Source organism: Algibacter ulvanivorans, assembly GCF_048381495.1.
Taxonomy (GTDB): Bacteria; Bacteroidota; Bacteroidia; order Flavobacteriales; family Flavobacteriaceae; genus Algibacter_B; species Algibacter_B ulvanivorans.
This window is the reverse complement of the sequence record NZ_JBLWGD010000001.1, coordinates 996,006-1,020,986: the sequence shown is the minus strand read 5'-3', so window position 1 is coordinate 1,020,986 and position 24,981 is coordinate 996,006. Positions and strand designations below refer to the sequence as shown.

General features: G+C 31.9%; 31 protein-coding genes and 1 tRNA gene. 21 read left to right on the top strand and 11 right to left on the bottom strand.

Going from position 1 to position 24,981, the window contains the following annotated elements; all coding sequences use genetic code 11:
* Window positions 1–51: 51 nt before the first annotated feature.
* The gene (locus ACNG5D_RS04765; protein ID WP_418182346.1) at window positions 52–729 is read right to left on the bottom strand and encodes an ABC transporter ATP-binding protein; all 678 of its coding nucleotides are present in this window, start codon (window positions 727–729) and stop codon (window positions 52–54) included.
* A gap of 31 nt (window positions 730–760) precedes the next feature.
* Entirely contained in the window at window positions 761–2,011 is a 1,251-nt protein-coding gene (locus tag ACNG5D_RS04760; protein ID WP_418182345.1) for an efflux RND transporter periplasmic adaptor subunit, read from the bottom strand.
* 207 nt (window positions 2,012–2,218) lie between these two features.
* Between ACNG5D_RS04760 and ACNG5D_RS04755 the strand changes: the two genes are divergently transcribed.
* The 12 genes from ACNG5D_RS04755 to ACNG5D_RS04700 all read left to right on the top strand — a co-directional run bounded on the left by ACNG5D_RS04755 (window position 2,219) and on the right by ACNG5D_RS04700 (window position 14,073).
* Window positions 2,219–3,571 (top strand): sigma-54-dependent transcriptional regulator, encoded by a 1,353-nt coding sequence (locus ACNG5D_RS04755; RefSeq protein ID WP_418182344.1) that lies wholly within the window; start codon window positions 2,219–2,221, stop codon window positions 3,569–3,571.
* On the top strand, window positions 3,561–4,904 hold the full coding sequence (locus tag ACNG5D_RS04750) for a sensor histidine kinase (RefSeq protein ID WP_418182343.1): 1,344 nt from the start codon (window positions 3,561–3,563) through the stop codon (window positions 4,902–4,904). The genes ACNG5D_RS04755 and ACNG5D_RS04750 overlap by 11 nt, the downstream gene beginning before the upstream one ends.
* 326 nt (window positions 4,905–5,230) lie before the next feature.
* Complete coding sequence (locus ACNG5D_RS04745; protein ID WP_418182342.1) at window positions 5,231–6,475, top strand: phage integrase SAM-like domain-containing protein; 1,245 nt, start codon at window positions 5,231–5,233, stop codon at window positions 6,473–6,475.
* 229 nt (window positions 6,476–6,704) lie between these two features.
* On the top strand, window positions 6,705–6,899 hold the full coding sequence (locus tag ACNG5D_RS04740; RefSeq protein ID WP_418182341.1) for a hypothetical protein: 195 nt from the start codon (window positions 6,705–6,707) through the stop codon (window positions 6,897–6,899).
* Window positions 6,892–7,230: a helix-turn-helix domain-containing protein gene (locus tag ACNG5D_RS04735; RefSeq protein WP_418182340.1), complete on the top strand. Its 339-nt coding sequence runs from the start codon at window positions 6,892–6,894 to the stop codon at window positions 7,228–7,230. The genes ACNG5D_RS04740 and ACNG5D_RS04735 overlap by 8 nt, the downstream gene beginning before the upstream one ends.
* Window positions 7,220–7,606: a hypothetical protein gene (locus tag ACNG5D_RS04730; protein ID WP_418182339.1), complete on the top strand. Its 387-nt coding sequence runs from the start codon at window positions 7,220–7,222 to the stop codon at window positions 7,604–7,606. Before ACNG5D_RS04735 ends, ACNG5D_RS04730 begins: the two co-directional genes overlap by 11 nt.
* On the top strand, window positions 7,599–8,102 hold the full coding sequence (locus ACNG5D_RS04725; RefSeq protein ID WP_418182338.1) for a hypothetical protein: 504 nt from the start codon (window positions 7,599–7,601) through the stop codon (window positions 8,100–8,102). Before ACNG5D_RS04730 ends, ACNG5D_RS04725 begins: the two co-directional genes overlap by 8 nt.
* The gene (locus ACNG5D_RS04720; protein ID WP_418182337.1) at window positions 8,089–8,760 is read left to right on the top strand and encodes a DUF6291 domain-containing protein; all 672 of its coding nucleotides are present in this window, start codon (window positions 8,089–8,091) and stop codon (window positions 8,758–8,760) included. The genes ACNG5D_RS04725 and ACNG5D_RS04720 overlap by 14 nt, the downstream gene beginning before the upstream one ends.
* Window positions 8,761–8,794: 34 nt before the next feature.
* A complete protein-coding gene (locus tag ACNG5D_RS04715) occupies window positions 8,795–8,995 on the top strand; it encodes a hypothetical protein (protein ID WP_418182336.1) in 201 nt (66 codons plus the stop codon).
* Window positions 8,996–9,194: 199 nt separating this feature from the next.
* A complete protein-coding gene (locus ACNG5D_RS04710; protein WP_418182335.1) occupies window positions 9,195–9,596 on the top strand; it encodes a hypothetical protein in 402 nt (133 codons plus the stop codon).
* Window position 9,597: 1 nt separating this feature from the next.
* Entirely contained in the window at window positions 9,598–10,152 is a 555-nt protein-coding gene (locus ACNG5D_RS04705) for a hypothetical protein (RefSeq protein ID WP_418182334.1), read from the top strand.
* An 87-nt stretch (window positions 10,153–10,239) separates the two neighbouring features.
* A complete protein-coding gene (locus tag ACNG5D_RS04700) occupies window positions 10,240–14,073 on the top strand; it encodes a hypothetical protein (protein ID WP_418182333.1) in 3,834 nt (1,277 codons plus the stop codon).
* A gap of 69 nt (window positions 14,074–14,142) precedes the next feature.
* Here the strand turns inward: ACNG5D_RS04700 and ACNG5D_RS04695 are convergent, their stop codons facing one another.
* On the bottom strand, window positions 14,143–14,451 hold the full coding sequence (locus tag ACNG5D_RS04695; protein WP_418182332.1) for a hypothetical protein: 309 nt from the start codon (window positions 14,449–14,451) through the stop codon (window positions 14,143–14,145).
* Between the two features lies 1 nt (window position 14,452).
* Complete coding sequence (locus ACNG5D_RS04690; RefSeq protein WP_418182331.1) at window positions 14,453–14,707, bottom strand: helix-turn-helix domain-containing protein; 255 nt, start codon at window positions 14,705–14,707, stop codon at window positions 14,453–14,455.
* Window positions 14,708–14,851: 144 nt separating this feature from the next.
* On the opposite strand from ACNG5D_RS04690, the gene ACNG5D_RS04685 reads away from it, so the two are divergent.
* On the top strand, window positions 14,852–15,298 hold the full coding sequence (locus tag ACNG5D_RS04685; RefSeq protein ID WP_418182330.1) for a JAB domain-containing protein: 447 nt from the start codon (window positions 14,852–14,854) through the stop codon (window positions 15,296–15,298).
* 6 nt (window positions 15,299–15,304) lie between these two features.
* Window positions 15,305–15,541 carry a hypothetical protein gene (locus tag ACNG5D_RS04680; protein ID WP_418182329.1) on the top strand — a complete coding sequence of 79 codons (237 nt, stop codon included), beginning with the start codon at window positions 15,305–15,307 and terminating at the stop codon, window positions 15,539–15,541.
* Window positions 15,542–15,625: 84 nt separating this feature from the next.
* Here the strand turns inward: ACNG5D_RS04680 and ACNG5D_RS04675 are convergent, their stop codons facing one another.
* A complete protein-coding gene (locus ACNG5D_RS04675; RefSeq protein WP_418182328.1) occupies window positions 15,626–15,820 on the bottom strand; it encodes a hypothetical protein in 195 nt (64 codons plus the stop codon).
* A 73-nt stretch (window positions 15,821–15,893) separates the two neighbouring features.
* On the opposite strand from ACNG5D_RS04675, the gene ACNG5D_RS04670 reads away from it, so the two are divergent.
* Both ACNG5D_RS04670 and ACNG5D_RS04665 read left to right on the top strand, forming a co-directional pair.
* Complete coding sequence (locus ACNG5D_RS04670; RefSeq protein ID WP_418182327.1) at window positions 15,894–16,487, top strand: hypothetical protein; 594 nt, start codon at window positions 15,894–15,896, stop codon at window positions 16,485–16,487.
* Between the two features lie 29 nt (window positions 16,488–16,516).
* Entirely contained in the window at window positions 16,517–16,783 is a 267-nt protein-coding gene (locus ACNG5D_RS04665) for a hypothetical protein (RefSeq protein WP_418182326.1), read from the top strand.
* Between the two features lie 90 nt (window positions 16,784–16,873).
* Here ACNG5D_RS04665 and ACNG5D_RS04660 read toward each other — a convergent pair.
* Window positions 16,874–16,947: transfer RNA gene (locus ACNG5D_RS04660), tRNA-Arg, on the bottom strand.
* Between the two features lie 83 nt (window positions 16,948–17,030).
* Here ACNG5D_RS04660 and ACNG5D_RS04655 point away from each other — a divergent pair.
* From ACNG5D_RS04655 to ACNG5D_RS04635, 5 genes are all read left to right on the top strand, one after another.
* Window positions 17,031–17,660, top strand: a complete 630-nt coding sequence (locus ACNG5D_RS04655) for a Crp/Fnr family transcriptional regulator (protein WP_418182325.1) — start codon at window positions 17,031–17,033, stop codon at window positions 17,658–17,660.
* Window positions 17,661–17,865: 205 nt separating this feature from the next.
* Window positions 17,866–18,423, top strand: a complete 558-nt coding sequence (locus ACNG5D_RS04650; protein WP_418182324.1) for a YeeE/YedE family protein — start codon at window positions 17,866–17,868, stop codon at window positions 18,421–18,423.
* 5 nt (window positions 18,424–18,428) lie between these two features.
* Complete coding sequence (locus tag ACNG5D_RS04645) at window positions 18,429–18,842, top strand: DUF6691 family protein (RefSeq protein ID WP_418182323.1); 414 nt, start codon at window positions 18,429–18,431, stop codon at window positions 18,840–18,842.
* Window positions 18,843–19,634, top strand: a complete 792-nt coding sequence (locus ACNG5D_RS04640) for a sulfite exporter TauE/SafE family protein (protein WP_418182322.1) — start codon at window positions 18,843–18,845, stop codon at window positions 19,632–19,634.
* 111 nt (window positions 19,635–19,745) lie between these two features.
* A complete protein-coding gene (locus tag ACNG5D_RS04635; RefSeq protein WP_418182321.1) occupies window positions 19,746–21,158 on the top strand; it encodes an MBL fold metallo-hydrolase in 1,413 nt (470 codons plus the stop codon).
* A gap of 76 nt (window positions 21,159–21,234) precedes the next feature.
* On the opposite strand, the gene ACNG5D_RS04630 is transcribed toward ACNG5D_RS04635, so the two are convergent.
* From ACNG5D_RS04630 to ACNG5D_RS04610, 5 genes are all read right to left on the bottom strand, one after another.
* Window positions 21,235–21,510 carry an ATP-dependent Clp protease adaptor ClpS gene (locus ACNG5D_RS04630; RefSeq protein WP_418182320.1) on the bottom strand — a complete coding sequence of 92 codons (276 nt, stop codon included), beginning with the start codon at window positions 21,508–21,510 and terminating at the stop codon, window positions 21,235–21,237.
* 33 nt (window positions 21,511–21,543) lie between these two features.
* Window positions 21,544–22,377, bottom strand: a complete 834-nt coding sequence (gene prmA / locus ACNG5D_RS04625; RefSeq protein WP_418182319.1) for a 50S ribosomal protein L11 methyltransferase — start codon at window positions 22,375–22,377, stop codon at window positions 21,544–21,546.
* Between the two features lie 156 nt (window positions 22,378–22,533).
* Window positions 22,534–23,283, bottom strand: coding sequence for a triose-phosphate isomerase (gene tpiA, locus ACNG5D_RS04620; RefSeq protein WP_418182318.1), 750 nt, complete (start codon window positions 23,281–23,283; stop codon window positions 22,534–22,536).
* Between the two features lie 79 nt (window positions 23,284–23,362).
* Complete coding sequence (locus ACNG5D_RS04615) at window positions 23,363–23,854, bottom strand: TlpA family protein disulfide reductase (RefSeq protein ID WP_418182317.1); 492 nt, start codon at window positions 23,852–23,854, stop codon at window positions 23,363–23,365.
* A gap of 40 nt (window positions 23,855–23,894) precedes the next feature.
* Window positions 23,895–24,971 carry an ABC transporter permease gene (locus ACNG5D_RS04610; RefSeq protein ID WP_418182492.1) on the bottom strand — a complete coding sequence of 359 codons (1,077 nt, stop codon included), beginning with the start codon at window positions 24,969–24,971 and terminating at the stop codon, window positions 23,895–23,897.
* Window positions 24,972–24,981 lie beyond the last annotated feature (10 nt).

Genomic DNA, 24,981 nt, shown 5'->3' with positions numbered 1-24,981 from the left:
TACTGAAGTGACTCTGCCTGATTGATTGATTGATTGATTGATGATTCTTAATTATGTTAAAATGTTTTCTGTTACTTTTTGTCCATCTAACATTCTTATAATTCTGTGGCTATACTTGGCATCATGCTCGCTATGTGTTACCATTATTATTGTTGTTCCTGCCTCATTAAGATCTATTAATAAATCCATAACTTCATTACCATTAGTACTATCTAAATTTCCTGTAGGCTCATCGGCAAGAATTAATTTAGGGTTATTAACCACAGCTCTAGCAACAGCAACACGTTGTTGTTGGCCTCCAGATAATTGTTGCGGAAAATGGTTTCTTCGGTGCATAATTTGCATTTTCTCTAAAACTGCTTCTACTTGTTTTTTACGTTGTGCTGGTTTTACACCTGTATAAATTAATGGCAACTCTACGTTTTCAAAAACCGTAAGTTCGTCTATAAGATTAAAGCTTTGAAATACAAATCCTATATTATGCTTACGTAGTTCAGAGCGTTTGCGCTCATTATAACCTGCTACTTCTGTGCCGTTAAATACAAAACTCCCTCCATCTGGATCGTCTAACAATCCTAAAATGTTTAATAATGTAGATTTTCCACAACCAGAAGGCCCCATAATAGCAACAAACTCGCCTTCTTTAACATTAAAAGATAATTTATTTAAAGCAATGGTTTGCACCTCTTCGGTTTTATAAAATTTTTCTAAATCTGTAATCTGTATCATTGTTTTATTTTTTTATTGGTTGGTATCTATTTTATTTTAAAATAAGTTCTTCGGTTTCTCCATACGAATCGTAACTTGATGTAACAACTTTATCGCCAGGATTTAAACCTTCTAAAACTTCATAATACTCTGTATTTTGGCTTCCTAACCTAATATTAACCTTATAGGCTGTATTCCCATCTTCACTAACTTTAAAAATCCAATTACCTCCTGTTTTTTGAAAAAAACCGCCTTTAGCTATTAATAACGCTTCCTTTTCTGCACTTAATGCTACTCTAATTTGTAAGTTTTGCCCTCTTCTTATTCCTTCCGGCACATCTCCTTTAAACTGCATATCTACCTGAAAACGACCACTAGTAACCTGTGTAAAAACCTTTTTAATTATTAAAGTGTAAGTTTTATTATTTAATGTTACGGTTCCGGTTTGTCCATTATAAATTCTAGAAATGTAATGTTCATCTATATCCACTCTTACTTTATAACCGCTAGTAACATCTACTTGTCCTAACCGAGTACCTTTACTTATAGATTGCCCAATTTCTGCATCTAACGATGTTAACTGGCCATCAATAGGAGCACGAACCACTAAATCGCCTACTTTTTTACGCATAAGCTCTAGGGCACTTTGGGTTCTAGAATACGAACTTTTAGCTTGGCTAAGTTCTAGTTTAGAAGATATAGAATCTTCCGTTAATACTTGTTTTGCAAGCTTCATGCGCTCTACTTGGTAATTGTAATTATTTTTAGACGAATCGTAATCCTGTTTACCTATTGCGCCTTTTTCATACAATCTTGTGTTTAAATCGTAAATACGTTTGGCTTCAATCAAATTATTTTCAACATCTGTATATTGATTTTGCCTATTAATCGTATTCTGTCGTGCAGCATTTTGCGAAATTTGCATTTGTGTAAGTAAGTTATAAACCGATGTTTCTTGGTTTACTAAGCTTAACTCTAAATCTGTATTAGATAACCTTAATATGGGTTCGCCTTGTTTTAAAATAGCGCCATCTTCAACAAATTTTTCTTCAACCCTTCCGCCTTCCAAAGCATCTAAGTATATAGTTGTTATTGGCAAAACAATCCCATTTACTGGTATATTTTCTTGAAATACAGCCTTATTCACTTTATGTATTGCTACACGCTCTTTTTCAACACTTAATTTAGAACCGCCAGAGGTTTGTATAATAACATAAACTATTAAAACTATAATTGCTAAAGCACCCGCAATAACGCCTAGTTTTTTACTTGAATATTTTTTCTTTTCAATAGGAACGTCCATTTTTATATTTTTAATTACATTATTTATATAGTGAAGATGATGCCATAAACACAAAATATTGATTTTCAGCTAATTAAAAATTTAAGTTAAAATAAAAGTGTTCGATTTTGGTACACTTTCTGTTCGATAATGCACACTTTTTTATTCTATAAATATTTTAGAAATTGAAACTTTTTAAGCTGAATATATTATTGTAATATTGTATTGATGGTTTTAAAAAATGCTTCAATATTAGTTATAGATGATGATGCCGACGTACTTACTGCGTTACGCTTACTACTTAAACCTCTTGTAAAACAAGTAGTAACCGAAAAAAATCCTAGTAATATAACCTCGCAAATTGAACGTGCTAATTATGATATCATAATTTTAGACATGAATTTTAATGGCTTAGTAAATACAGGTAACGAAGGTATTTTTTGGTTAAATAAAATTAAAAAGCAAAAACCAGAAACCTCTGTTATTTTAATGACAGCCTATGCCGATATAGATTTAGCAATTAGAGGATTAAAAGAAGGAGCCTCAGATTTTTTAATGAAACCTTGGAAGAACCAAAAAATTATAGACACAATAACCACTATACTAAACAGTAAAAAATCTAAAGGTTCGCAAAATAAAACGCTCAATACTAACAACTCGCAAATTATAGGCAATAGCGATGTTATGAATGATGTGTTTTTAAAAATAAAAAAAGTTGCCCCTACTGATGCTAATGTACTTGTTCTTGGCGAAAACGGAACCGGTAAAGACCTAATTGCTAGAGCACTTCATGATAATTCTAACAGAAAAAACAAACCTTTTATAAAAGTAGATGTTGGCGCACTAACAACCTCATTATTTGAAAGCGAATTATTTGGCTACAAAAAAGGCGCTTTTACTGATGCTAGAGAAGACAGAAAAGGACGCTTTGAAGCCGCTAATGGTGGCACTCTTTTTTTAGATGAAATTGGTAATATTAGTTTAAGCCAACAAGTAAGACTATTAACTGTTTTACAAAACAGACTAGTTACACCTTTAGGCTCTAACGATGCCATTCCAATAGATATAAGGTTAATTTGTGCTACAAACATAGACCCAAAAATACTGGCAGACGAGAAAAAGTTTAGAAAAGATTTAATTTACAGAATTAATACCGTCGATATTATTGTACCTCCACTAAGAAATCGTGGCAAAGACATAACCGAACTAGCACACCATTTTGTTTCAATTTACGCCGAAAAATACAATAAAAGCCCTTTTTCATTTGATGCAGACTTTATTAAAAAATTAAAAAATCATGATTTTCCAGGCAACGTAAGAGAGCTGCAATATGTTTTAGAACGTGCTGTTATTATGACAGATGGTAGCGTTTTAAAACCTGAAGACTTAGTTTTTTCTTCTATAGAGCGTCCAACCTCTACAACAAACAATACAACATCTAGCTTAAATCTAGACGAGTTAGAAAAAAATGCCATTCTTACTGTTCTAGAAAAAAACAAAGGAAATGTTTCTAAATCTGCCAAAGAATTAGGTATTACAAGAGCTGCTTTATACAGAAGATTAGAAAAGCATGAACTATAAAGCATACATATTTCACCTTTTTATTAGAATTTTTATTCTTATAAGTGCCATACTTGGCTTAATTTATTGCATTAACAACAACAAAGACACATATACAGTACTTGTAAGCATAGCTACTTTTTACATTATAATAAATACCTATACGTTTATAAAACGCCGTTTTGTGGCTATTAACGATTTTTTTGAAGCTGTAAAATATAGAGATTTCTCAAGATGGTTTCCAGAAGATAGAGGCCCAAAAGATATTAGATTTCTTTACACAGGTTTTAATGAAATTAATAGAACCATAAAAGAAATTAACACCAAAAACCAAGCACAATACGTTTACCTTCAAAAAATTTTAGAAATGGTAGACATAGGTATAATAGCTTATAATTTAGAATCTGGCGATGTTCTTTGGAGTAATGATTCTTTCAGCGACATTCTAGATGTGCCATCATTTAAAAATATTAGATTTATAGAAAATAGAAAGCCCGAACTATTTAATACCATATTCGAAACTTATCACAGAGAACCCAATTCTATCTCCATTGCATTACAAAATGAAAGTATAAAAATTTTAATTTCAGACACTATTTTTCAAGTTGATGATGATGCCTTTAAATTAATTGTTATACAAGACATTGATAATACTTTAAACAAAAACGAATCTGAGTCGTGGAAAAAACTATTAAGTGTAATGACTCACGAAATCATGAACTCTATTGCACCCATTTCATCTTTAGCAGATACGCTTCAAAATAATTTACAAGCTGCAATTAAAAAACCAAACGAATCTCATTTAGAATTAGAAGACCTTAATTCTGGAATAAAAACAATAAAAAACCGTAGTGAAGGACTTTTAAAATTTGCAAAAACATATAGAAGTTTAAGCAAAGTAACCCACCTTAACCTACAACGCGTAAAAGTTTCAGACTTATTTAATAACATTAAATTACTAATGGAACCCTCCATTAAAGCAAAAAATATAAATATAGAATTTACAACCGCGCGCCCTAAATTAGAATTAGATATCGATACACATTTAATAGAACAAGTATTAATAAACCTTATACTAAACGCTGTTGATGCCTGTAAAAACCAAAACCACGCAGAAATTAAAGTTGCAGCAACACAAAACCCAAATAGAAATATTTTAATAAAAGTATTCGATAACGGATCTGGTATTCCGCAAGATATATTAGAAAACATATTTGTTCCATTCTTTACAAGCAAAACAACCGGAAGCGGTATAGGCCTAAGTTTATGTAAACAAATAATGCTACTACATAAAGGTAAAATTATAGTAAAAAGTATAGAAGGCCAAGGCTCTGTTTTCAGTCTTGTTTTTTAAATACAACCTCTAATTACTTAGGAAATACACAAAAAAAGCATTTATTTTTATACAAAAAAATAAAAGCAAGCTAAAAATATAGCTTGCTTTTATTAATTTTTGTAGTGACCTCGATAGGATTCAAACCTATAACCTCTTGAGCCGTAATCAAGAATTATATTGTTTACTTATTAGCGAAATATTAGGCAAACACTAATAAAACCTCCATTCAACCCAAAGATACTAACTATTTATTATTATCTATTTGATATGTTATTAATATCTTTTTTGTGCAAATATTGTGAAAACCTGTGCAAATGGTTATTTTTAGATTTAAACAATAGACAATGAATTGTAATATTTCTATCGTACTAGACGAAAGGAGACAAAAGGATAATGGAAAATATCCAATTAAATTAAGGGTTTATAATAAGTTCAATAAAAAAGTAAAGCGCTATTCTATAGATATTGACTTAACAGCTAAAGAGTTTGAAACTATTTGGATAAATCCAGAGAACAAAAATTTAAGAGGTTCTAATAACGAAATGCGATTAAAACTTCAAGCAATTGAAAACAGAGCTAATGATGAAGCAAAAGAAATGACCGTTTTTGATTTTGCAAAGTTTGAAACTAAATTATTCAGAAAATCTTCAGACAAAAACAATGTACAATATCACTTCAATTTAGCGATTCAAAAAAACACTAAAAACGATAAAATTGGAACGGCTGAAAGTTATAAATATACACTTAACTCATTAGCTGAATATAGCAAGCAAAAAAACAACTTCCCTATTGAAAAACTTACATTTGATACCATTACGGTTGATTGGCTAAATAATTATCAAAAATTCATGGTTGCTAAAAGTAAAAGCTATACTACAATAGCAATATACATTAGAACACTAAGAGCTATTTTCAACAATGCTATTGAAGCAAATGATATTAGCAAAGACATTTATCCTTTTGGTAAAAATCAATACAAAATTCCACGAACTAAAAAAGTAAAAAAGGCATTAAACTCTATACAGCTCAAAACATTGTTTGAAGCTGAGGTTGAAAATAACAACGAAAGACAAGCCAAAGATTTTTGGTTTTTTAGTTACGCCTGTAATGGAATGAATTTAAAAGATATTGCATTACTAAAATACTCCGATATTAAAGATGATAGCTTTACTTATTACAGAGCAAAAACCTTTGACAAAACAGCTGAAAAAACGACCATAACAATTTATTTAACAGACTTTACAAAAAACATTATTTCTGAACATGGTAACAAAAGTAAAAATGGATATGTGTTTAATATTGTTAGTCAAAAAGATGATAGCTCAATCCAATACAAGAAGATTAAAAACTTCACTCGATACATTAACGACCATATTAAAAGAGTAGCCAAAAGAAACAACTTACCAAGCGATTTATCTTCTTATTGGGCAAGACACTCCTTTGCGACTAATTCATTGCGTAAAGGTGCAAGCATGGAATTTATAAGTGAGGCTTTAAACCATAGCGACCTCAGCGTTACAAAAAATTATTTTGCTGGGTTTGAAGATGATGCAAAAAAAGAATTTGCAAATCAGTTAATGGACTTTTAAAGCAAACATTAAACTCTTATTAACAATAGATGTTAATAATTATTTCTCCTGTTTAGCTTCACTAAAATAAAATAATCTTTACTTTTGTGTAACTACACAGGAGGTTTGTCTGTTCCTTTTTAAAACGGTCTGGAGTTTTAGACACTCGAAAAGCATCTACACTGGAGCAGTACCGTCGCTCAACAATTTTACGGAGTTAAATAATTTGTTTCACATAAACTTTACGGTTATGTCACAAACCCAAAAACTTCTAAACACAAAAGACGTATCAAGATTATTTGCTTGTACACAAAGAAACATTCAACGATTAATTAGAGAAGGAAAACTAACTCCTTTAAATCCACATCACTCAAAAGGTTTTTTATTCGATAAAAATTATATCGATAAAAAATTAAAAGCTAGGGAGGAGCTTCAAAATGAATAATCCATTCGAAGCAATAGACGAGCGCTTGAGAAATATTGAAAATTTATTACTTGACACAAAAGTCACATCAGATATTAAAACAGAGTGCAGCATTTGGTTAGATCTAGATCAGCTTTGTGATTACATGCCACAGAAACCTTCCAAAGCAACATTATACATAAAACTTGCTAATGGAGAAATCCCAGGTTATAAGGATGGAAAGAAATGGTACTTTAAAAGAACTGAGATTGATGATTACCTGTCACAAGGTAAAATAAAATCTAATTCTGAAATAAAATCTGAAACTGAAGATTATCTGTCAAACAAAAGAAAGCTGCCAAATGGAAAATAAACCAAATAACAGCTTCAATAATAGACAAGACGAAGATAAGAAATTAGTGCTATACTATATTAGGAAAAAGGTAGAAAAAGGTACCGGATTAAAATTTCCAGAACTTATAGAAAAATATAACCAGGAGCAATTATTCAATATTGGACTGAAACATGTAACTACTACCAAAAAAGCTATTTGTGTAGCTTTAAATATCCCAGTTGAAGGAGCATGCAGATATAAGCGAAAAGCAGAAACAAAAGGCCTTTTAGTACAATCTTTTAATAAAATGGTATGCCCTTACACGAGCAATTTTGCACATGTTTTAAGCACAAACCCAAATGAATTTTTTAGGCTCTCCAAAATTAACCAGTTAAACCTTTTTGATGATGAATAACATAGCCATAAAGAAACTGGTAGAGCTTGCTATGGATAATTTAAAAGCTAATCATCCATCTGTTCCTAAATACGCAATACCTAAACCTAAATACACAGATAAAACTTCGAACGGCTTAACCAAATGCGTCATAGATTGGATTAATTTAAATGGATTTCAAGCTGAGAGAGTTAATTCCATGGGCAGACAATTAGATAATCGTAAAACGGTTACAGACATTATAGGTCGTCAGCGTACTGTGGGAAGTGTTACTTGGATAAAAGGAACTGAGCAAATTGGAACCTCGGATATATCTGCAACGATTAAGGGCCAATCAATAAAGATTGAGATTAAATGTAAAGCCACAGGCGACAGATACCAAAGTAAGGAACAAAAAGCATATCAAGATAAAATTGAGCAAGCTGGAGGTATTTATATTATCGTTAGAACTTTTGAAGAGTTCTATAATTGGTTTAACAAATTCGTAAATAAAAAACTTCAAAATGGAATTAAATAAAAAATCATTTGTACTGCATTTGGATAGTCTGGATGTTTTGGACGAACTAACAACTGAACAAAAAGCAGCACTATTTGATGCAATTAGAGCATATCATAGCGGTATGAATTATGAATTGAAAGGTCTAATGAAAGCTATATTTATACCTTTTAAAAATCAATTTGAGCGTGATGATAACAAGTATAATAAAATATGTGAAAGAAACAGAGAAAATGGAAAAAAAGGAGGGCGTCCGTCTAAAGAAAAAAAACCCAATGGGTTAAATACAAACCCAGTAAAACCCAAAAAACCCGATAGTGACAATGATAGTGACAATGATAGTGACAATGAAAAAGATAATGATAATAAAAAAGAAAGTGAAAAGGTTTTTCTCGCGATTGATATTTTGAAAAAAGAAAAACAATCTGAACTTGATGTATTGTGGATGCAAAATAAAAACCAGATACCAGATTCAAAAAAACTGATTGATTCGTTTAACGCAAAAATGGAACTTGAAGTAGCTCAAGGTAAAATAAATTTTGATGCTCTAGAACTTATGCCCAGGTTTAAAGGCTACGTGATTCAATGGGTTTCAAATGCGAATGATGCTAAAGAGAGACATAATCAAGCACCAGCACCTGATTCTTACGAATCTGGAAAACAACCACGGAGAAACTAAAATACGAATACACACAACAAAAAAAACATAAAACATGTTATCACACGATTTATTTATTGAAAAAGTAAAAAAGGATTTCACTAGAAAAGACCTAATATCAGTAGTAGTTAAAAATGGCTATAGCATACAGACGGGTGATCGAATACTAGAATATGGTTTATTAATGGGAACTATAATGCGACTAAAAAAAGGTCATTATCAAAAAATAACAAAGGAGCAAAATGAAGGATTTTAAATAAAAAGAATTCATTGAGTTCTTTTTCTAAGTTCCTCATAAAGATTTTATTGACGTCAAATTATGATCAAAACAAAAAAGGGTAAGAAGAACAAATCCGCTTACCCATCTGCCAATAAATTGGCTCATGTCGTTACCGACAATGCAAAAATATAAATTTAATGAGTAAATTTACTAAACCACTCAAAAAACACTCGTAATGATTAAAAATTTTGGAAATAAAGCAAATACGAATGGCTTTGATAAAAGACCAGAGGACACTATTAAGGGTGGCAGAAAACCATCTATTAAAAAGCAACTCCAAGAACTTTTACAAGCTAATGGGGAAATCACTATACCGAAAAAGAACGTGATTCGAGTTTATAAAAACGGGAACGTTAAGCTAAAACTACCAACCGAAATGCAATTAGCTATGAAGCTAAACTCCTGGGCTTTATCTCAACGCGGAACCGACAGCATAAAAGCTTTACAATTAATTATGGAGCAAATCGACGGAAAAGGAACTCAGCCAGTCGAATTAAACGCCAAAGGCATGGATTCAAGTATGGCAAAAGTTACTATGGTAATCAAAGAACGAAAACTAGATGAAAATCAAGAATAGCATGAAATATATTTTAATATTACTTATACCGCTAATGTCTTATTCACAGGACAGATTCGAGATAACCGCAGACGGATTTACCTCAACGATCATTCAAACCCAAAAAAAAGCAGATTCTACTTTTAGAATTTCTAAGGAATATATTATTAAAAATTGTAATCAATTAGGTAATTGCGTTATATCTGAAGTTGAAAATAAATATCTAAAGTTTCAATTTCAAGATAGATTAAAATATTGCTGGAAAAATATGGGTGAATGGTGCGAGGAAATGATAATTGTACCAGAAATTGAGATTGAATTTAAAGATAATAGAGTAAAAACAACTGTTTTATTCATATCGGAATTTGGAATAAACCATGAATTTGGATTATTAGGTTTAACAAAAACTGAAGTGATTAGTGAAAAAGGATTTGAAGTAACACCTCTACATTTTTTCAAAAAGAACGGTAAACCAAGGAAAAACCTTGCTGCTTTACCATACAAAGAAGCTATTGAAAACTCGATATCTAATTTATTAAATGATATGCTCAACGGCTCAAAAGATGATGACTGGTAAAACCATTCATTAAATTTACATTCTATCAGGAGCTGGACCAGGTTCAACAATATGGCAAACATTTTATTAATTTAAAACTATTTCGCCATGGCTTCAGATGAGGTATTATTCAAGGTCGCTCTTGATTTAAGTAAAGCAGACAATCAATTTAAAGACCATTCCCAACTTTGGGAACAGCACCGTCAAGATATTGAGTTAACCAATAAAACTGCACAACAGTACACCGACAATACTGTTAAATATTACAATAAACTAAACAAAGCGGTTAAATCTCAAATCGGTCAGGTCGCTGCAGAGGGAAAAGCGATTACCGAACTCGATAAAAAATTTCAAACTTTAGCAACAAAAAATAAAGATGCTTTTGATTCTAAGGAGTTAAAGGAATTTGATAGTTTAATAAAAACACTATCAAAAGATATGAGCGCTATTGAAAATCTTAACCTTTCGGTTGATGATATCGATACACTCATTTCAAAACTTGCCAATGTTGAAGATGATTTTGGAACGTTAAACGTCTTAGTCGATTTCTTTGATGACAAGATGAAACAAGCTTCTGTGGGCGTGGTTGGTTCATTAGATGATATTAATAATAAGATTCGCGAAACTCAACTAAATATAAAAAGCACCGAGGATTTTGTAAAAGAATCTGATAAACGAATTTCTAGTACAGCCCCAGGACAACAACAAGCTAATTTAATTTCAGAACGAGAAGCTGCAAAAAAGGCGCTCAATGAAGAAAAGGTAGCCCTTGAAGATTATAAACTTCAATTAAAAGATGTTAGAAAAGAAAATGTTTCATTAGCTACAGATTTACGAAAAGTAAAAGACGAACTTGTAAAACTAGAACTTGAAGGCGAGCGAGGAAGCGTCAGATACGAAGAGCTTAAAGATAAAGCTACAGAATATAGTATTGCATTAAAAGAAACCAATGCCGAACTTAACAGAGCATCATCATCTACTGCTGGTTTAGATAATCTTATTGGAGCCGTTAATGGAGTGGTTGGTGTTTTTGCTGCTGCAGAAGGCGCACAAGCATTATTTGGATCTGGTGGAGAAGATTTACAAAAAACACTTGTAAAACTTAATGGAGCATTAGCCTTACTTAATGGATTACAAGCTATTCAAGCGGAGGTTGCTAAAAAAGATACTATTGCTAGTAAAGCTTTAGCGGTCGTTAAAAAACAGTACGCTATTGCTACAGATGCAAGTGCAAAATCTACAACTAGACTTGCAGCAGCTACAAAGCTTTTAGGTATTGGTTTAATTGTTGGAGCTGTAGCATTATTGGTTACACATTGGAAAGATGTGGCAAAGTTTATCGGTATTACCAGCGATGAAACTGAGCGCATGAAAGAAGTAAATGAGAAGGCTAACGACTTGTATGGTGAGCAGATATCTAAATTAACCATACTAAACAAAAGAGTTAAGGACGGTGGTTTATCATTTAATCAAAAACAAAAAGCCGTTGATGATTTCAATGAATCTTTTGGAGATACTTTAGGCTCTGCTAAAGATTATGAAGAACTTGAGCAAAGAATAATCAGTAACGGAGATAAGTATGTGCAGTATTTAAGCCTTAAAGCACAGGCAGAGGCCACCTATCAAATAGCTTTAGAAAAAACTAAGAAACTTAGAGAGGATATATTTAAACTAGAAACTGGAGCAAGTTTAAGCGTATTTGATGATATTCAAAATTTTTCAGATGATGCTTTCAATAGTTTTTACAGTTTGTTTGGAGTTGAAACTACAACTCAAAATAAAATAACCGAAGAAAGTATATTAGCAATTATTGGCTTACCAAGTCAAGAAGAGTTTGAAAAATCAATATCAAATTACTCATTAGCTATTCAAGTAGGGTTAAAAAACCTTAGAGAGCAAAACGGTGTTATTGATTCAACAATAGAATCATCTGGAGATTTAGAAAATAGATTCGCTGCATTAGCCAAACAGTTTAATATTGTTGGTGATGCTTCAGGAAATACTTCAAAAAAGGTTTCTTCATTACTTGATGAATTAATTAAAGCACAGCAACAGTTAAAAATTGAGCTGATTGACAATGATAGAGAGCGCGAAAAAACAATTTTAACCGAAAGGCTAGAAGATGAAAAGGAATCTTTTGAACAGCGTATTGCCAATTTAAAAGCAAGTGAAACTGAAAAAGCTAAAATTAGAGCAGAATTCAATAAGCTTTATAATACTGAAAATGGTTTGGCCTATGAAGAACTTAACAAAAGTCTTTCTGAAATAGATGCTAAATATGATGCTGAACGTGAAAAGGTGAAGTTTAAGGCATTAACAGCGGTTGCAAGTGCTTATGATGCATCTGCTGTAATTGAGCGCAAAAACATAGAGGATAAATGGAAAGGCATTCGCGAGGAACTTCAAAAACAAATCAATCAAACCAATGATGAGTTTGAAAAGTATGATTTAGAAATTAAAATTAATACAACCGTTGGAGCTGAACAACAAGAGCTTCAAGATTTCGATATTGACACCAACCTGGATCAAGTAGATAGGCAAAAGGAGATTGCAGATAGTATTTTAGAAATTTATCAAAACAACGCCAAAGATATTATCGATAACGAAAAAGTAAAACAGTTACAGTTATTGGTGCTAGAAGAAAACTATTTACAAGCTTCCATAAAAGCCTATCAAGATGGTATTAAAACGGTTGGAGATAAATCGCTTTTTGACGAACTCATTAACACCTTACAAACAAGTGTTGACCCAGACGAATTAAAAGAAGCAGGGCAGAAATTAGCCGAAACCTTTGGTGAAGAAACCGCAGCCGAAATACTTAAAACAGTTGGAGCGCTTAAAGAAGTTGGTAATGAAATCAGCGAAATAAGTAAAGTTGATATTGGTTCTAATATTAGCGATGCATTCAAAGATATGGAAACTAGCTTTCAAACTGTATTTAAAGGAATAGGTTCTGTTTTTGGAGCAAATGGAGAGTTCATGGAAGCCCTCGGTTCAGCTGCATTTTCTGTTTATGAATCATTAAAAGAAATAAACAATTTAGAAATTGAAGAGCGTAAAAGAAAAATTGATGATATCGAAGAGAGTATTGATAAAGTAGAAGAAGAAGCTGAACGCGAAAAGCAATTGTATGAAGATGGTTATGCCAATAATTATGATGCTAGACAAAAAGAATTAGAAGCCTTAAAAGCTCAAAAAGCTAAAGAAGAAGAAGAGCTTGAAAGAGCGCAAAAGCAAAAGGCTAAATTTGCAAAAGCTGATTTTATACAACAAACCGTTAGCCAATTGGGTAACATGATAACTTCTGCTACAAATATTTTTGCTTTTGCAACTGCTCAAGGTGGTCCTTTCGGTGTACCCATTGCGGTTGCAGCAATTGCCGCCATGTTTGGAGCATTTGCTATAGCAAAAGTAAAAGCATTTCAAGCCATAGGTAAAGGCCAACAGTTTAGACGTGGTTTAAAAGAAGGTGCTCTATCTTTAAATGGACCAACCCACGAGGAAAGCGGTTTTGGTTTATACAACTCTAAAACAGGCGAGCGTGTGGCAGAGTTTGAAGATGGTGAGAAAGTGTATGTAGCCAATAAACAACAACAACGAAAATATAGTGATGTTCTGGATGCCATGATAAACGATTCACAAGGTGGAATGAGTTTAGAACACTATTTAAAACAAAAATATAGCGTTCCAAACACAGGAAAAACCACTATGCAAGTGGTACGCCATGTAAACCATGTAACCGTTAAGGCTGAAAAATCCAAAGAAGAGGCATCATTAAAAAATGAAAATATTATTGAAGAAATATCTAAATTAAGACAGGATTTTAAAGAAGAATTCAAAGGCTATAAAAAAGAGCGAGAGGAAGCCGAAAAATCATGGGAAACACCTAATTATTTCTATGTTAAAAAAGGTAACATTACTAAAAAATATCCAAAGAAATAATAATTATATTTGCATTAGCAGCCGTTTAAATACGTTATGCCAGATACCCGAGGTAACAGATGCGTTCTATTACCTCATTTTTTTTATGTGTTCACGTATTTTTTCAACGTGCTCAATGTTCTGATTAATTTTTAGCTTGATTTCATCAAGATCATCCGTTAGAAAATAATTAATATCCGGGTAATGATATTTAGGATTTAACTTTGAAATACCTTCAATAAATTCTAAGTTGCTTTTATTTAAATCATCTGCAATATTTGCAAACTCTAATACACTTTCAAATGAAATACTTTCAGTCTTGAGTTTAAAAATGGTCATTAATAATTCAGCTTGCAATAAATCAATAGTAAGCTTCTCCCCTTTTTTTATAATATTCATACTACTTTTTTAGTTCTCCGACTGGAACATAAACTCCCTCTCGTAGTGCGTAAATTGTTTCTACGTTATCATTGTTCTTATGATTAAATAGATCAACAACCTCAACATTTAAAACATTTGCAATTTTCTGCAAGGTTTCTAAAGTAGGATTTCCATTTATCATTTTATTAAGTCCTATTGGAGAAACCGATAATTCATTTGCTAAATCGATTTGGGTTTTTCCTTGTTCTTTTAGTATTTTTTTAATTCTTAGCATACTTTAAATTATTTACATCAAAGTTATACATAAAAGTTTAATAACAAAAATATAATTATACAAAAAAGTTTAATAAAATTTGTTTTACATTATATTTATACGTTATATTTACAGAACAATATTAAACCCATAAGTATAATTATTATGAAAACATACAAAACCACAATTCCAGAATTAAAGTTAAAACGATCTAAGAGCAGTTTTAATAAAACAAAAATAACTAGTAGTGCCATAGCTGAGAAATTTGCTAGACAATTCTATCATGATGATCTAACTATCTATGAATCTTTTTTTATGATACTTTTAAATAATTCAAATAACACTATTGGATATGTGAAAATTAGTCAAGGTGGTATTACTGGAACAATTGTAGATACTAGAATTATTGCTAAATACGTAGTTGAATCTCTTGCAACAGGAGTTATATTGATACATAATCATCCATCTGGTAATTTAAAACCAAGTATAACTGATAAACAAACTACAGAAAAAATAAAGAAAACGCTTAGTATATTTGATTGTAATGTGTTAGATCATATTATATTAACCGAAAATTCTTGTTTTTCTTTTGCAGAGAATCACATAATATAACCCAAAATGACATTACAAGATTTTTTTTATGCAGATATGGGTGTTAAACTTAACACCATCAAAGCCAAAGGAGTATTTATAGGAAAGCTAATTACTAAGGACGAATATTTAACTTGTTATGCAATAGATAAGTTTTTCGTTGAGGTTCTTTTTGACCCTAATTTTACTGAAGTGATAGGAATTAGGCCTTTTGCAGGTGGTAGACAATTAGATAAGTATTCTAATTTAGATACTGAAATATAAAAATATATTAAGTCGTATGATGACAGCACGGATGTGGAACTCTAGCTTGATTTATGTGACTTTCTTAATTTAATTCCTATAGAATTATTTTTTTAACCTATTCTTTTTTCGGTTTGCTATAAGTTGTTCTTTATGCTTATTTGACAAAGCTGAAGGTTTTAAATTAGAGTTGTCCGAACCACCAGACAACTCCGCTTTCAAAATCGCAATATCATTTAATAAACGGTTTGCGTTAGCCTCCATGCTTTCAATTAATTTTATAGTAGCTTCTGGTTTCATGCTGCTTTGGATTAAAATTAGGCTCTGTATAAAAAATTTTACTTTAACTTTAAGATTTCAAAAACATCTAATAATGGACGAGAGCATTAAAAACATTTTAAGTGATGGTGGGGAAATATTACTTGATTCACTACTTGAAAATAGTGTTTTAAAAGAAATACCTGTTATTGGAACATCACTAAACATAATCAAAGGTGTTATAAGCTTAAGAGATAAGGCTTATTTGAACAAAGTTAAAAAATTCATTGAAAATATAGGCGAAATTGATAAAAATCAGAAAGATTTACTTATTAAAGAATCGCGTGAAGATGAAAAAAGAAGGGTGAAATTTGGAGATGCATTATTTACTACTTTGGAGCAAAGTGACTCGTTATTAAAAGTCGAGTATTTAGCTGTAGCATTTGAATCATTTCTCAATAAAAACGTTGATTCATCCGATCTAAGATTAATGTGCCATGCTATTAGAAATACATTCATTGATGATTTAATAGAAATTATTGAAGCAGAAAATATAAACCAGGAAACTCTTGAGTATAATATTTCAAATGGGGTTTCTCTTGTTACTTATCCGCAGTTGACTTTTGATAGAAACAATATGGCTCCAACTTATACCACGTCTAATACCACAGATCAGTTAAGAGATGCATGGAGAATGTATAAAAAATAAAAATCCATTAGAATCGTAATTTATAAAAAATGAATAATTATAGTTGTACATTAATTGTAGGTAATATATCAATAGCAGAAACTGAAATGATGAAAAAATCTCTTATTAAAATTTTAGATTCATTTTATTGCAAAGATTATAACTTAGAGAAAATAATTTCTGATGAAAATAAACATAACTATTTTTATGAAACGAAAATCACATTTTCAAATCTAAAAAATATAAAAGTTCAAAGGTTTACAGAATCTCTTATCGCTTTTTGCTTATTTTGGAATATTTCAATTTATGAGAATTAAGTAATAGTAATTCTGTAAAACAATGCAAATATTGTGCAAATGATAAAAACAAAAAAGCTCCCAATCTCTTGGAAGCTTTGATTTTACTAGTGACCTCGATAGGATTCAAACCTATAACCTCTTGAGCCGTAATCAAGTGCGCTATTCAGTTGCGCCACGAGGCCTTTTTTCGTGGGTGCAAATATACATTTTTTATTAAAACCTAACCAAAAATTTCTAGTAATTTTTAAAATCATTATTTTTGAGTATGATTTCACCCCTGCTTCAAGAAAAATTCAAAAATATTTTAGACGATTCGCTTATTAACGAAATTCAAACGATAGGCAAAATAGCTTCGTTTAAAAAAGACGATATTATTATAGACACAAATCAAACTTTAAAATTTATACCATTATTACTTAGCGGCAACATAAAAATACTTCGCGAAGATGCTAACGGTAACGATCTCCTTATATACTTTCTAGAAGCAGGCGAAACCTGCACCATGTCGCTAACCTGTTGCATGGGCACAACAAAAAGCAAAATTAGAGCCGTAGCCGAAAAAGACTCAACACTTATCATGATACCCGTACAATACATGCAAAACTGGTTTCATAATAATTCAAGCTGGCGAAACTTTATTTTAGAAAGCTACCAAACTCGTTTCGACGAAATGCTAGAAGCCATAGACAACCTAGCTTTTATGAAAATGGATAAACGACTACACAAACACCTTATCCATAAAACCAAACTCCACAACACCAAAACCATCATTATAAAACACCAAGAAATTGCCGAAGACCTACACACCTCTAGAGTCGTTATATCAAGACTACTAAAACAACTAGAAAACGAAAAAAAAATAAAGCTTAGCAGAAATAAAATTGAAGTTCTATAAAAAACTTGGGCGCTACCCAAGGGTCGGGCTTTCCTCTTCAAGTCCTCGCACCTCCTACGTCGGGCTGTGGGCTTTCCAATACAATCCCTAGCGCGCATATCCGCCAAAATTTGGTCAAACCCAAAAACAGTCTATACAATTTAAGTAACATTTATTACAATAACTTAAAAAGTATAAACATAAATTCGCAACAAAATTAAAAAGCATGGAATTTATTTTAAACCCTTGGCCATGGTACGTATCTGGCCCGTTAATAGCCTTAGTCATGGCATTACTACTTTATTTTGGCAAAACCTTTGGCATGTCATCAAACCTTCGTACCATGTGTTCTATAGCTGGAGCTGGTAAATTTGCAGACTTTTTTAAATTTAACTGGAAAAACCAACTATGGAATTTAACTGTAGTTCTAGGCGCCATAATAGGAGGCTACATTGCAGTAAATCACCTATCAAACAATAATGGCACAAATTTAAACCCAACAACCGTAATAGAACTACAAAATATGGGTTTTAAAACCCCAGGAACAACCTTAGTACCAAACGAAATGTACAGCATTAACGCCTTAAAATCGCCAAAAGCCATACTAATATTAGTAATAGGCGGCCTATTAGTTGGTTTTGGAACACGTTATGCTGGCGGATGCACATCTGGGCATGCTATTACAGGATTAAGCAGCTTACAAAAACCATCATTAATAGCCGTTATTGGCTTCTTTATTGGCGGATTAATTATGGCTAACTTTATTTTACCACTAATCTTTTAAAATTTATGAAAACTTTAAAATTTCTATTTGTAGGTATCTTTTTTGGAATTGTTTTAGTAAAATCAGAAGCCGTTTCGTGGTATCGTATCTACGAAATGTTTAGATTTCAATCCTTCCACATGTATGGTATAATAGGCACAGCCATTACCACAGGCATTCTGTTTTTACAAGTATCAAAAAGAGGCTATATAAAAAGCATAAAAGGCGCAAATATTTTTGTTCCAAAAAAAGACAACGGTGTAATAAGGTACATAATTGGCGGCATTATTTTTGGACTAGGCTGGGCACTTATAGGCGCATGTCCAGGCCCCATGTATATATTATTAGGAACAGGTATTTGGAGCATGATTATTGTTATAGCTGCCGCAATACTAGGCACTTTTATTTACGGGCTATTAAAAAACAAATTACCACACTAAATGGATGCAACCCAAATTTTAGGCTACATTGGCGCCTTAATTGTTGGTTTAGTTTTAGGGCTTATAGGTGGTGGAGGCTCTATACTTACGGTACCTCTTTTAGTTTATCTTTTAGGATATAATCCCGTAGTTGCAACAGCCTATTCTCTTTTTGTAGTTGGAACCTCATCTATGGTTGGTACCTACCAAAAACATAAAAAAGGACTTGTCGATTTTAAAACAGGACTTGCCTTTTCTTTTCCTTCGTTTGTTGCTGTTTATTTATCTAGGCGCTATCTCGTGCCTGGTATTCCAGACACTTTACTAGCCTTTGGTAGTTTTACCCTTTCAAAAGACATGGGAATCATGATTTTTTTTGCCATCATCATGATTTTTGCATCAATATCCATGATTAAAAATAGAAAAAAAGAACAACCAACAGCAAAAACACAACCATATTACAAAACCTTTTCTCAAGGGTTAATTATTGGCACTATAACAGGCATTATTGGAGCCGGAGGAGGCTTTTTATATGTACCTGCTTTAGTTATTTGGGCAAAAATCCCTATGAAAAAAGCTGTAGGCACATCCTTAATCATAGTAACAATAAATTCGCTTATTGGTTTTATTGGCGATATTCAAACATTAAGTATCGAATGGGTATTTCTATTAACATTTACCTTAATTTCTATATTAGGTATTATTATAGGTGTTTACCTTTCTAAATTTATAAGCAGTAAAAAATTAAAAAAGAGCTTTGGTTACTTTGTTATAATTATGGCCATATACATTTTTTACAAAGAGTTAAAATAGTTTTAAATGTAATATTAGTTACAAACTAAAACAATAAGGTTTTGTAATTTTGGTACGTTAAAACAGAAAGCCAAAACCCTTTTCGGTTTTTACAGAAATAAAAATAAAAGTATGCGAATAGAACAAATCTATACAGGTTGTTTAGCACAAGGTGCTTATTATATAGAATCTAATGGAGAAGTAGCCATTATAGATCCGTTGCGTGAAACACAACAATATGTAGATAAAGCAAATAAAGAAAATGCTAAAATTAAATATATATTTGAAACACATTTTCATGCAGATTTTGTTTCTGGGCATGTTGATTTAGCTAAAAAAACAGGCGCTAAAATTATTTTTGGTCCTGGTGCAGAAACCGATTATGATATTCATGCTGCTAAAGACAATGAAGAATTTAAACTAGGAAATGTTATTATAAAAGTGTTACATACACCTGGACACACCTTAGAATCATCTACATATCTGCTTTTAGATGAAAATGGAAAAAAACATGCCATTTTCTCTGGAGACACTTTATTTTTAGGAGATGTTGGTAGGCCAGATTTAGCAATAAAATCTAATTTAACTAAAGAAGATTTAGCCGCTATGCTTTTTGATTCTTTAAGGGAAAAAATAATGACACTTCCAGATGATGTTATAGTATATCCTGCTCATGGTGCAGGTTCGGCATGCGGAAAAAACTTAAGCAAAGAAACTGTTGGCATTTTAGGCGAGCAGAAAAAAACAAATTATGCCCTAAGAGCTAACATGACAAAAGCAGAATTTGTAAAAGAAGTTTTAGATGGTATAGCACCACCACCACAGTATTTTGCAAAAAATGCTATGATGAACAAATCTGGCTACAATGCCTTTGAAACCGTTTTAAAACAAGGAGACACACCTTTAACTGCTATTGCGTTTGAAGCCATAGCCAATAACGAAGATGCCTTAGTGCTTGATGTTAGAACACAAGAAGAATTTGTTAAAGCCCATATACCTAACTCCATCTTTATTGGTATTAATGGCGGGTTTGCTCCTTGGGTTGGAGCATTAATTACAGACTTAAAACAACCTATACTTTTAGTAACTCCTGAAGGAAGAGAAGAAGAAACGGTTACACGATTATCTCGTGTGGGTTACGATAATACTTTAGGATATTTAAAAGGCGGTATAGCAACTTGGATAAAAGCTGGAAAAGATATTGAAACCATAAAATCAATTACTGTTAACGAGTTTTCTAACGATTACAAAAACAAGAATATTAATGTGTTAGATGTTAGAAAAGATGGCGAATATAAATCTGAACATCTTTTAGGAAATCAAGTGCAGCATTTTGCTTTAGATTTTATAAACGATAACATGAATGTTATTGATAAAACCAAAACTTACTATATACATTGTGCAGGTGGTTATCGTTCTGTAATTGCTGCATCAATCTTAAAAGCTAGAGGTTTTAACAATTTAATTGATGTTGCAGGCGGTTTTGGTGCTATTAAAAAAAGTGATTTACCTACATCTAATTTTGTTTGCCCTACAACGCTTTAGCCTTAAAGTAAAAAACAGAGCTCTTAAATTTTAAAATTTAAGAGCTCTGTTTTTTTAAATTATCGTCTTCTTTATTTTATATAATTTCTGCACTTAAACCAGCATCTAAAAGCATAGAACAGCGTGGTTTTAAATCTTTATACTCGCCTGTTTTTACTGTACATTTTCCTTTGTAATGTACTAAAATTGCACATTGCTCTGCTTGTTCTGCTGTATGCTCGCAAGCATAAATAAGAGTTTCTATAACATGATCAAAGGTGTTTACATCATCATTAAACAATACTATCTCATTTTGCGTTAATACAGATTCTTCTAGTAATAATTCTTCTGATGTTTTTTCTTTTGCACTCATAATTTTTATAACCTTTGGGGATTAAATACAGTACTAATTTAAAAATTTTAATGAAACCCAATTGTTTCTTTCTAATTTTTCTTCAAATTTTAACAAATGTTTTTCGCATTCTTTTTTAATCATTGGGATATCATCATTATAAAAACCGCTTAAAAATAGCATGCCATTTTTATTTAAACAGGATACATAAGTTGCCATATCTTGCATTAAGATATTACGATTTATATTGGCTATTATAATGTCGTATTTATTTTTTAAAACCGATGCATCGCCTTCAATTACTGTAATATTTTTACAATGGTTACGTTCTACATTTTCTAAACTGTTTAGGTAACACCAATTATCGTAATCTACTGCGTCTATAGGTTTTGCTCCTTTTAACTCGGCTAAAATGGCTAATACACCGGTACCACAACCCATATCTAAAACAGACTTGTTAGTAAAATTGTTTTTTAGTATATGCTGAATCATCATGTGTGTGGTTTCATGATGTCCGGTACCAAAACTCATTTTTGGCTCTATAATTATATCGTATTCTGTATTGAATTTATCGTGAAATGATGCACGCACAGCACAAGCATTATCAACTACAATGGGATTAAAGTTTTTTTCCCACTCGGCATTCCAGTTGGTTTGTTCTATCTCTTCAAAGGTGTATGTAATATCAAACTCGGTTGAGTTTAGTATTTGTATGTCATTAAGAATAGCATCATGCCATTCTTCTTTTTGAATATAGGCTGTAACACCGTCTTCATTTTCTACAAAGCTTTCAAAACCTGCATATCCTAATTCTGCTATAAGAATTTCTACGGCTGGTTGTTGGGGTTTTACTTTAAAGTAATAACCAATATAGATGATATTTGACATGGTTTTTGTTTATTTTTTTGGCGGATATGCCCGCGTTAGGGATTGAAATGAAAAGCCCGCAGTTATACCGATTTTTTATCGGGATAATGAGGACTTGTAATGGAAAGCGCGACCCCGATTTTTTTTCGGGGTAACGCCCTTATTATTTTTATTTTTTTAAAATGCGTTTACTATGGCAAAAAAATCTTCTGCGTTAAGTGATGCACCACCTATTAACCCTCCATCTACATCTGGTTTAGAGAAAATCTCTTCGGCGTTTGCTGGTTTTACGCTGCCTCCGTAAAGTATAGATACCTCGTCTGCGATATCGTTTCCGTACTTTTCTGCTAGAGTGGTTCTAATAAATGCATGCATATCTTGGGCTTGTTCTGGGCTTGCGGTTTCGCCTGTACCTATTGCCCATACTGGCTCGTAGGCTAAAACTATGTTTTGGAATGCGGCTGCACCTAAGTGAAATAGTGCATTTTTTATTTGATTGCCAACTACGGTTTCTTCTTTTCCTGCTTTTCTGTCGGCAAGTTCTTCTCCAAAGCAAAAAATAACACGCATACCTTTTGTTAAAGCGGCATCTACTTTTTTTGCTAATAACTCGTCTGTTTCGTTAAAATACTCGCGGCGTTCGCTATGTCCTAAAATTACAGTTTCTACACCTATGCTTTTTAACATACTTGCACTAATTTCTCCGGTGTATGCGCCACTTTCGGCAAAATGCATGTTTTGTGCAACAACTTCTATTTGAGTGCCTTTTAGAGCGTTATATGCTTGCCATAAATTGGTTGCTGTTGGGGCAATCATAACTTCGGCATCGGTTTTTTTGGTTTGCTTTTTTAATGCCGTAATTAACGATTCGGTTTGTGATAAATCGTTATTCATTTTCCAGTTTCCGGCTACAATTTGTTTTCTCATAATGTTTTGAAAACCTTTATTTTAACTTAAAAGGTTGTTTTATTTTAATTATTTATTTTTTGCTGTTAAACAAAAATAACTAATTTTTTAATGCTTCTATCAACTTATCATCATTAGCTTCAATAACATTAAATACAACGATTTCGTTAGCCTTATTTATTACCATATATCTAGGAATCCAACTAATATTTACAAAATTTGCAAAATCGCAATCTTTTCCATTTGGCAAATAATAATGATTACCTTTTACATTATACTTTTTTATACCGCGTTTCCAAGAGTCTGTTGTTTTGTCTAAAGATAAAAACACATAAGCTACATCTGGAAATTGCTTTTGCAATGCTTTTACTTTTGGCATACCTTTTATGCAATCACTACACCATGAGGCCCAAATATCGATAACTATAGTTTTTCCTTTATGTGTATTTAATATTTCTTTTAGTGTTACAGATGTGTCTTCTAAATTTAAAAAAGTATCGTTTAATGCCTTTTCTGAAAACTGTGTTGGGGTTTGAGAATTGCAGCTTAATAAGATTAAAAATAATGCGAGTGTATAAATTTGTTTTTTCATGTGTATGTTTTTGGCTTGAAGAGAGCTCCTACTAAAAAAGCTACTTTAATTTTACTTTAGGGTCTAACCAAACATAGATTAAGTCTACAAAAATATTGATTATTATAAACATGACCGCTATAATTAATACCGAACCCATAATTATTGGTAAATCTAGAGTGTTTAGGGCGTTTACAATTTCTTTTCCTAATCCGTTCCAACCAAATATATACTCTACAAATACAGCACCAGCTAGCATTGATGCAAACCAACCAGAAATTGCTGTAACCACAGGGTTTAATGCATTTTTTATAGCATGCTTTTTTATTATTTGAAATTCGCTTAACCCTTTTGCTCTGGCTGTTCTTATATAATCTTGATTAAAAACTTCTAGTAAAGAGTTTCGCATAAGTTGTATAACTACTGCTAACGGGCGAATACCTAGCACAACTGCTGGTAATATGAGGTTTTTCCATTTAATGTGCATGGCTTCTCCAAAATCGTCTAGCTCGTATAGGCTCCCCGTCATTTCTAAATTGGTATATTGGTGTAATACATAACCAAAAAACCAAGCGAATAAAATAGCACTAAAAAACGAGGGTATACTCATACCTAAGGTGCTAAATATTTGTATGCTTTTATCTAACCATTTATCTTTATACAAAGCAGAAACAACACCTAATAAAATGCCCAATAGTATAGCTATTATTATGGCAGATACGGCTAGCACAAAAGTATTTGGTAAAGTTTCTGTTAATACTTGACTAACACGTTTACCTTGCTTTGCAAACGATTCTCTTAAATAGGGTTGCTTTATTACTGTAGTTACATTTCCTATTGTAAACAGTTTTTTTGCCCTATATTTTTCTGGGTTTAAAAACGTATAATCTTCTGGGTTATTTGTGTGTAATGATAAAGGTGATAAATCGTTTAAGTAATAGAAATATTGTGTACTTATGGGCTTATCGAAGCCATATTTTTTTTTCACAATAGCAAGCTGTTCACTATCTTCATTCTGCCCCATCATCATTTGTGCTGGGTCGCCAGGCAGTACACTAAACAAAAAGAATATAACGGTTACTACTCCAAGTAATGTGAGTAGGGCATAAAAAATTTTATTTAGTAAATAGCTTATCAGTTGTTAGTTA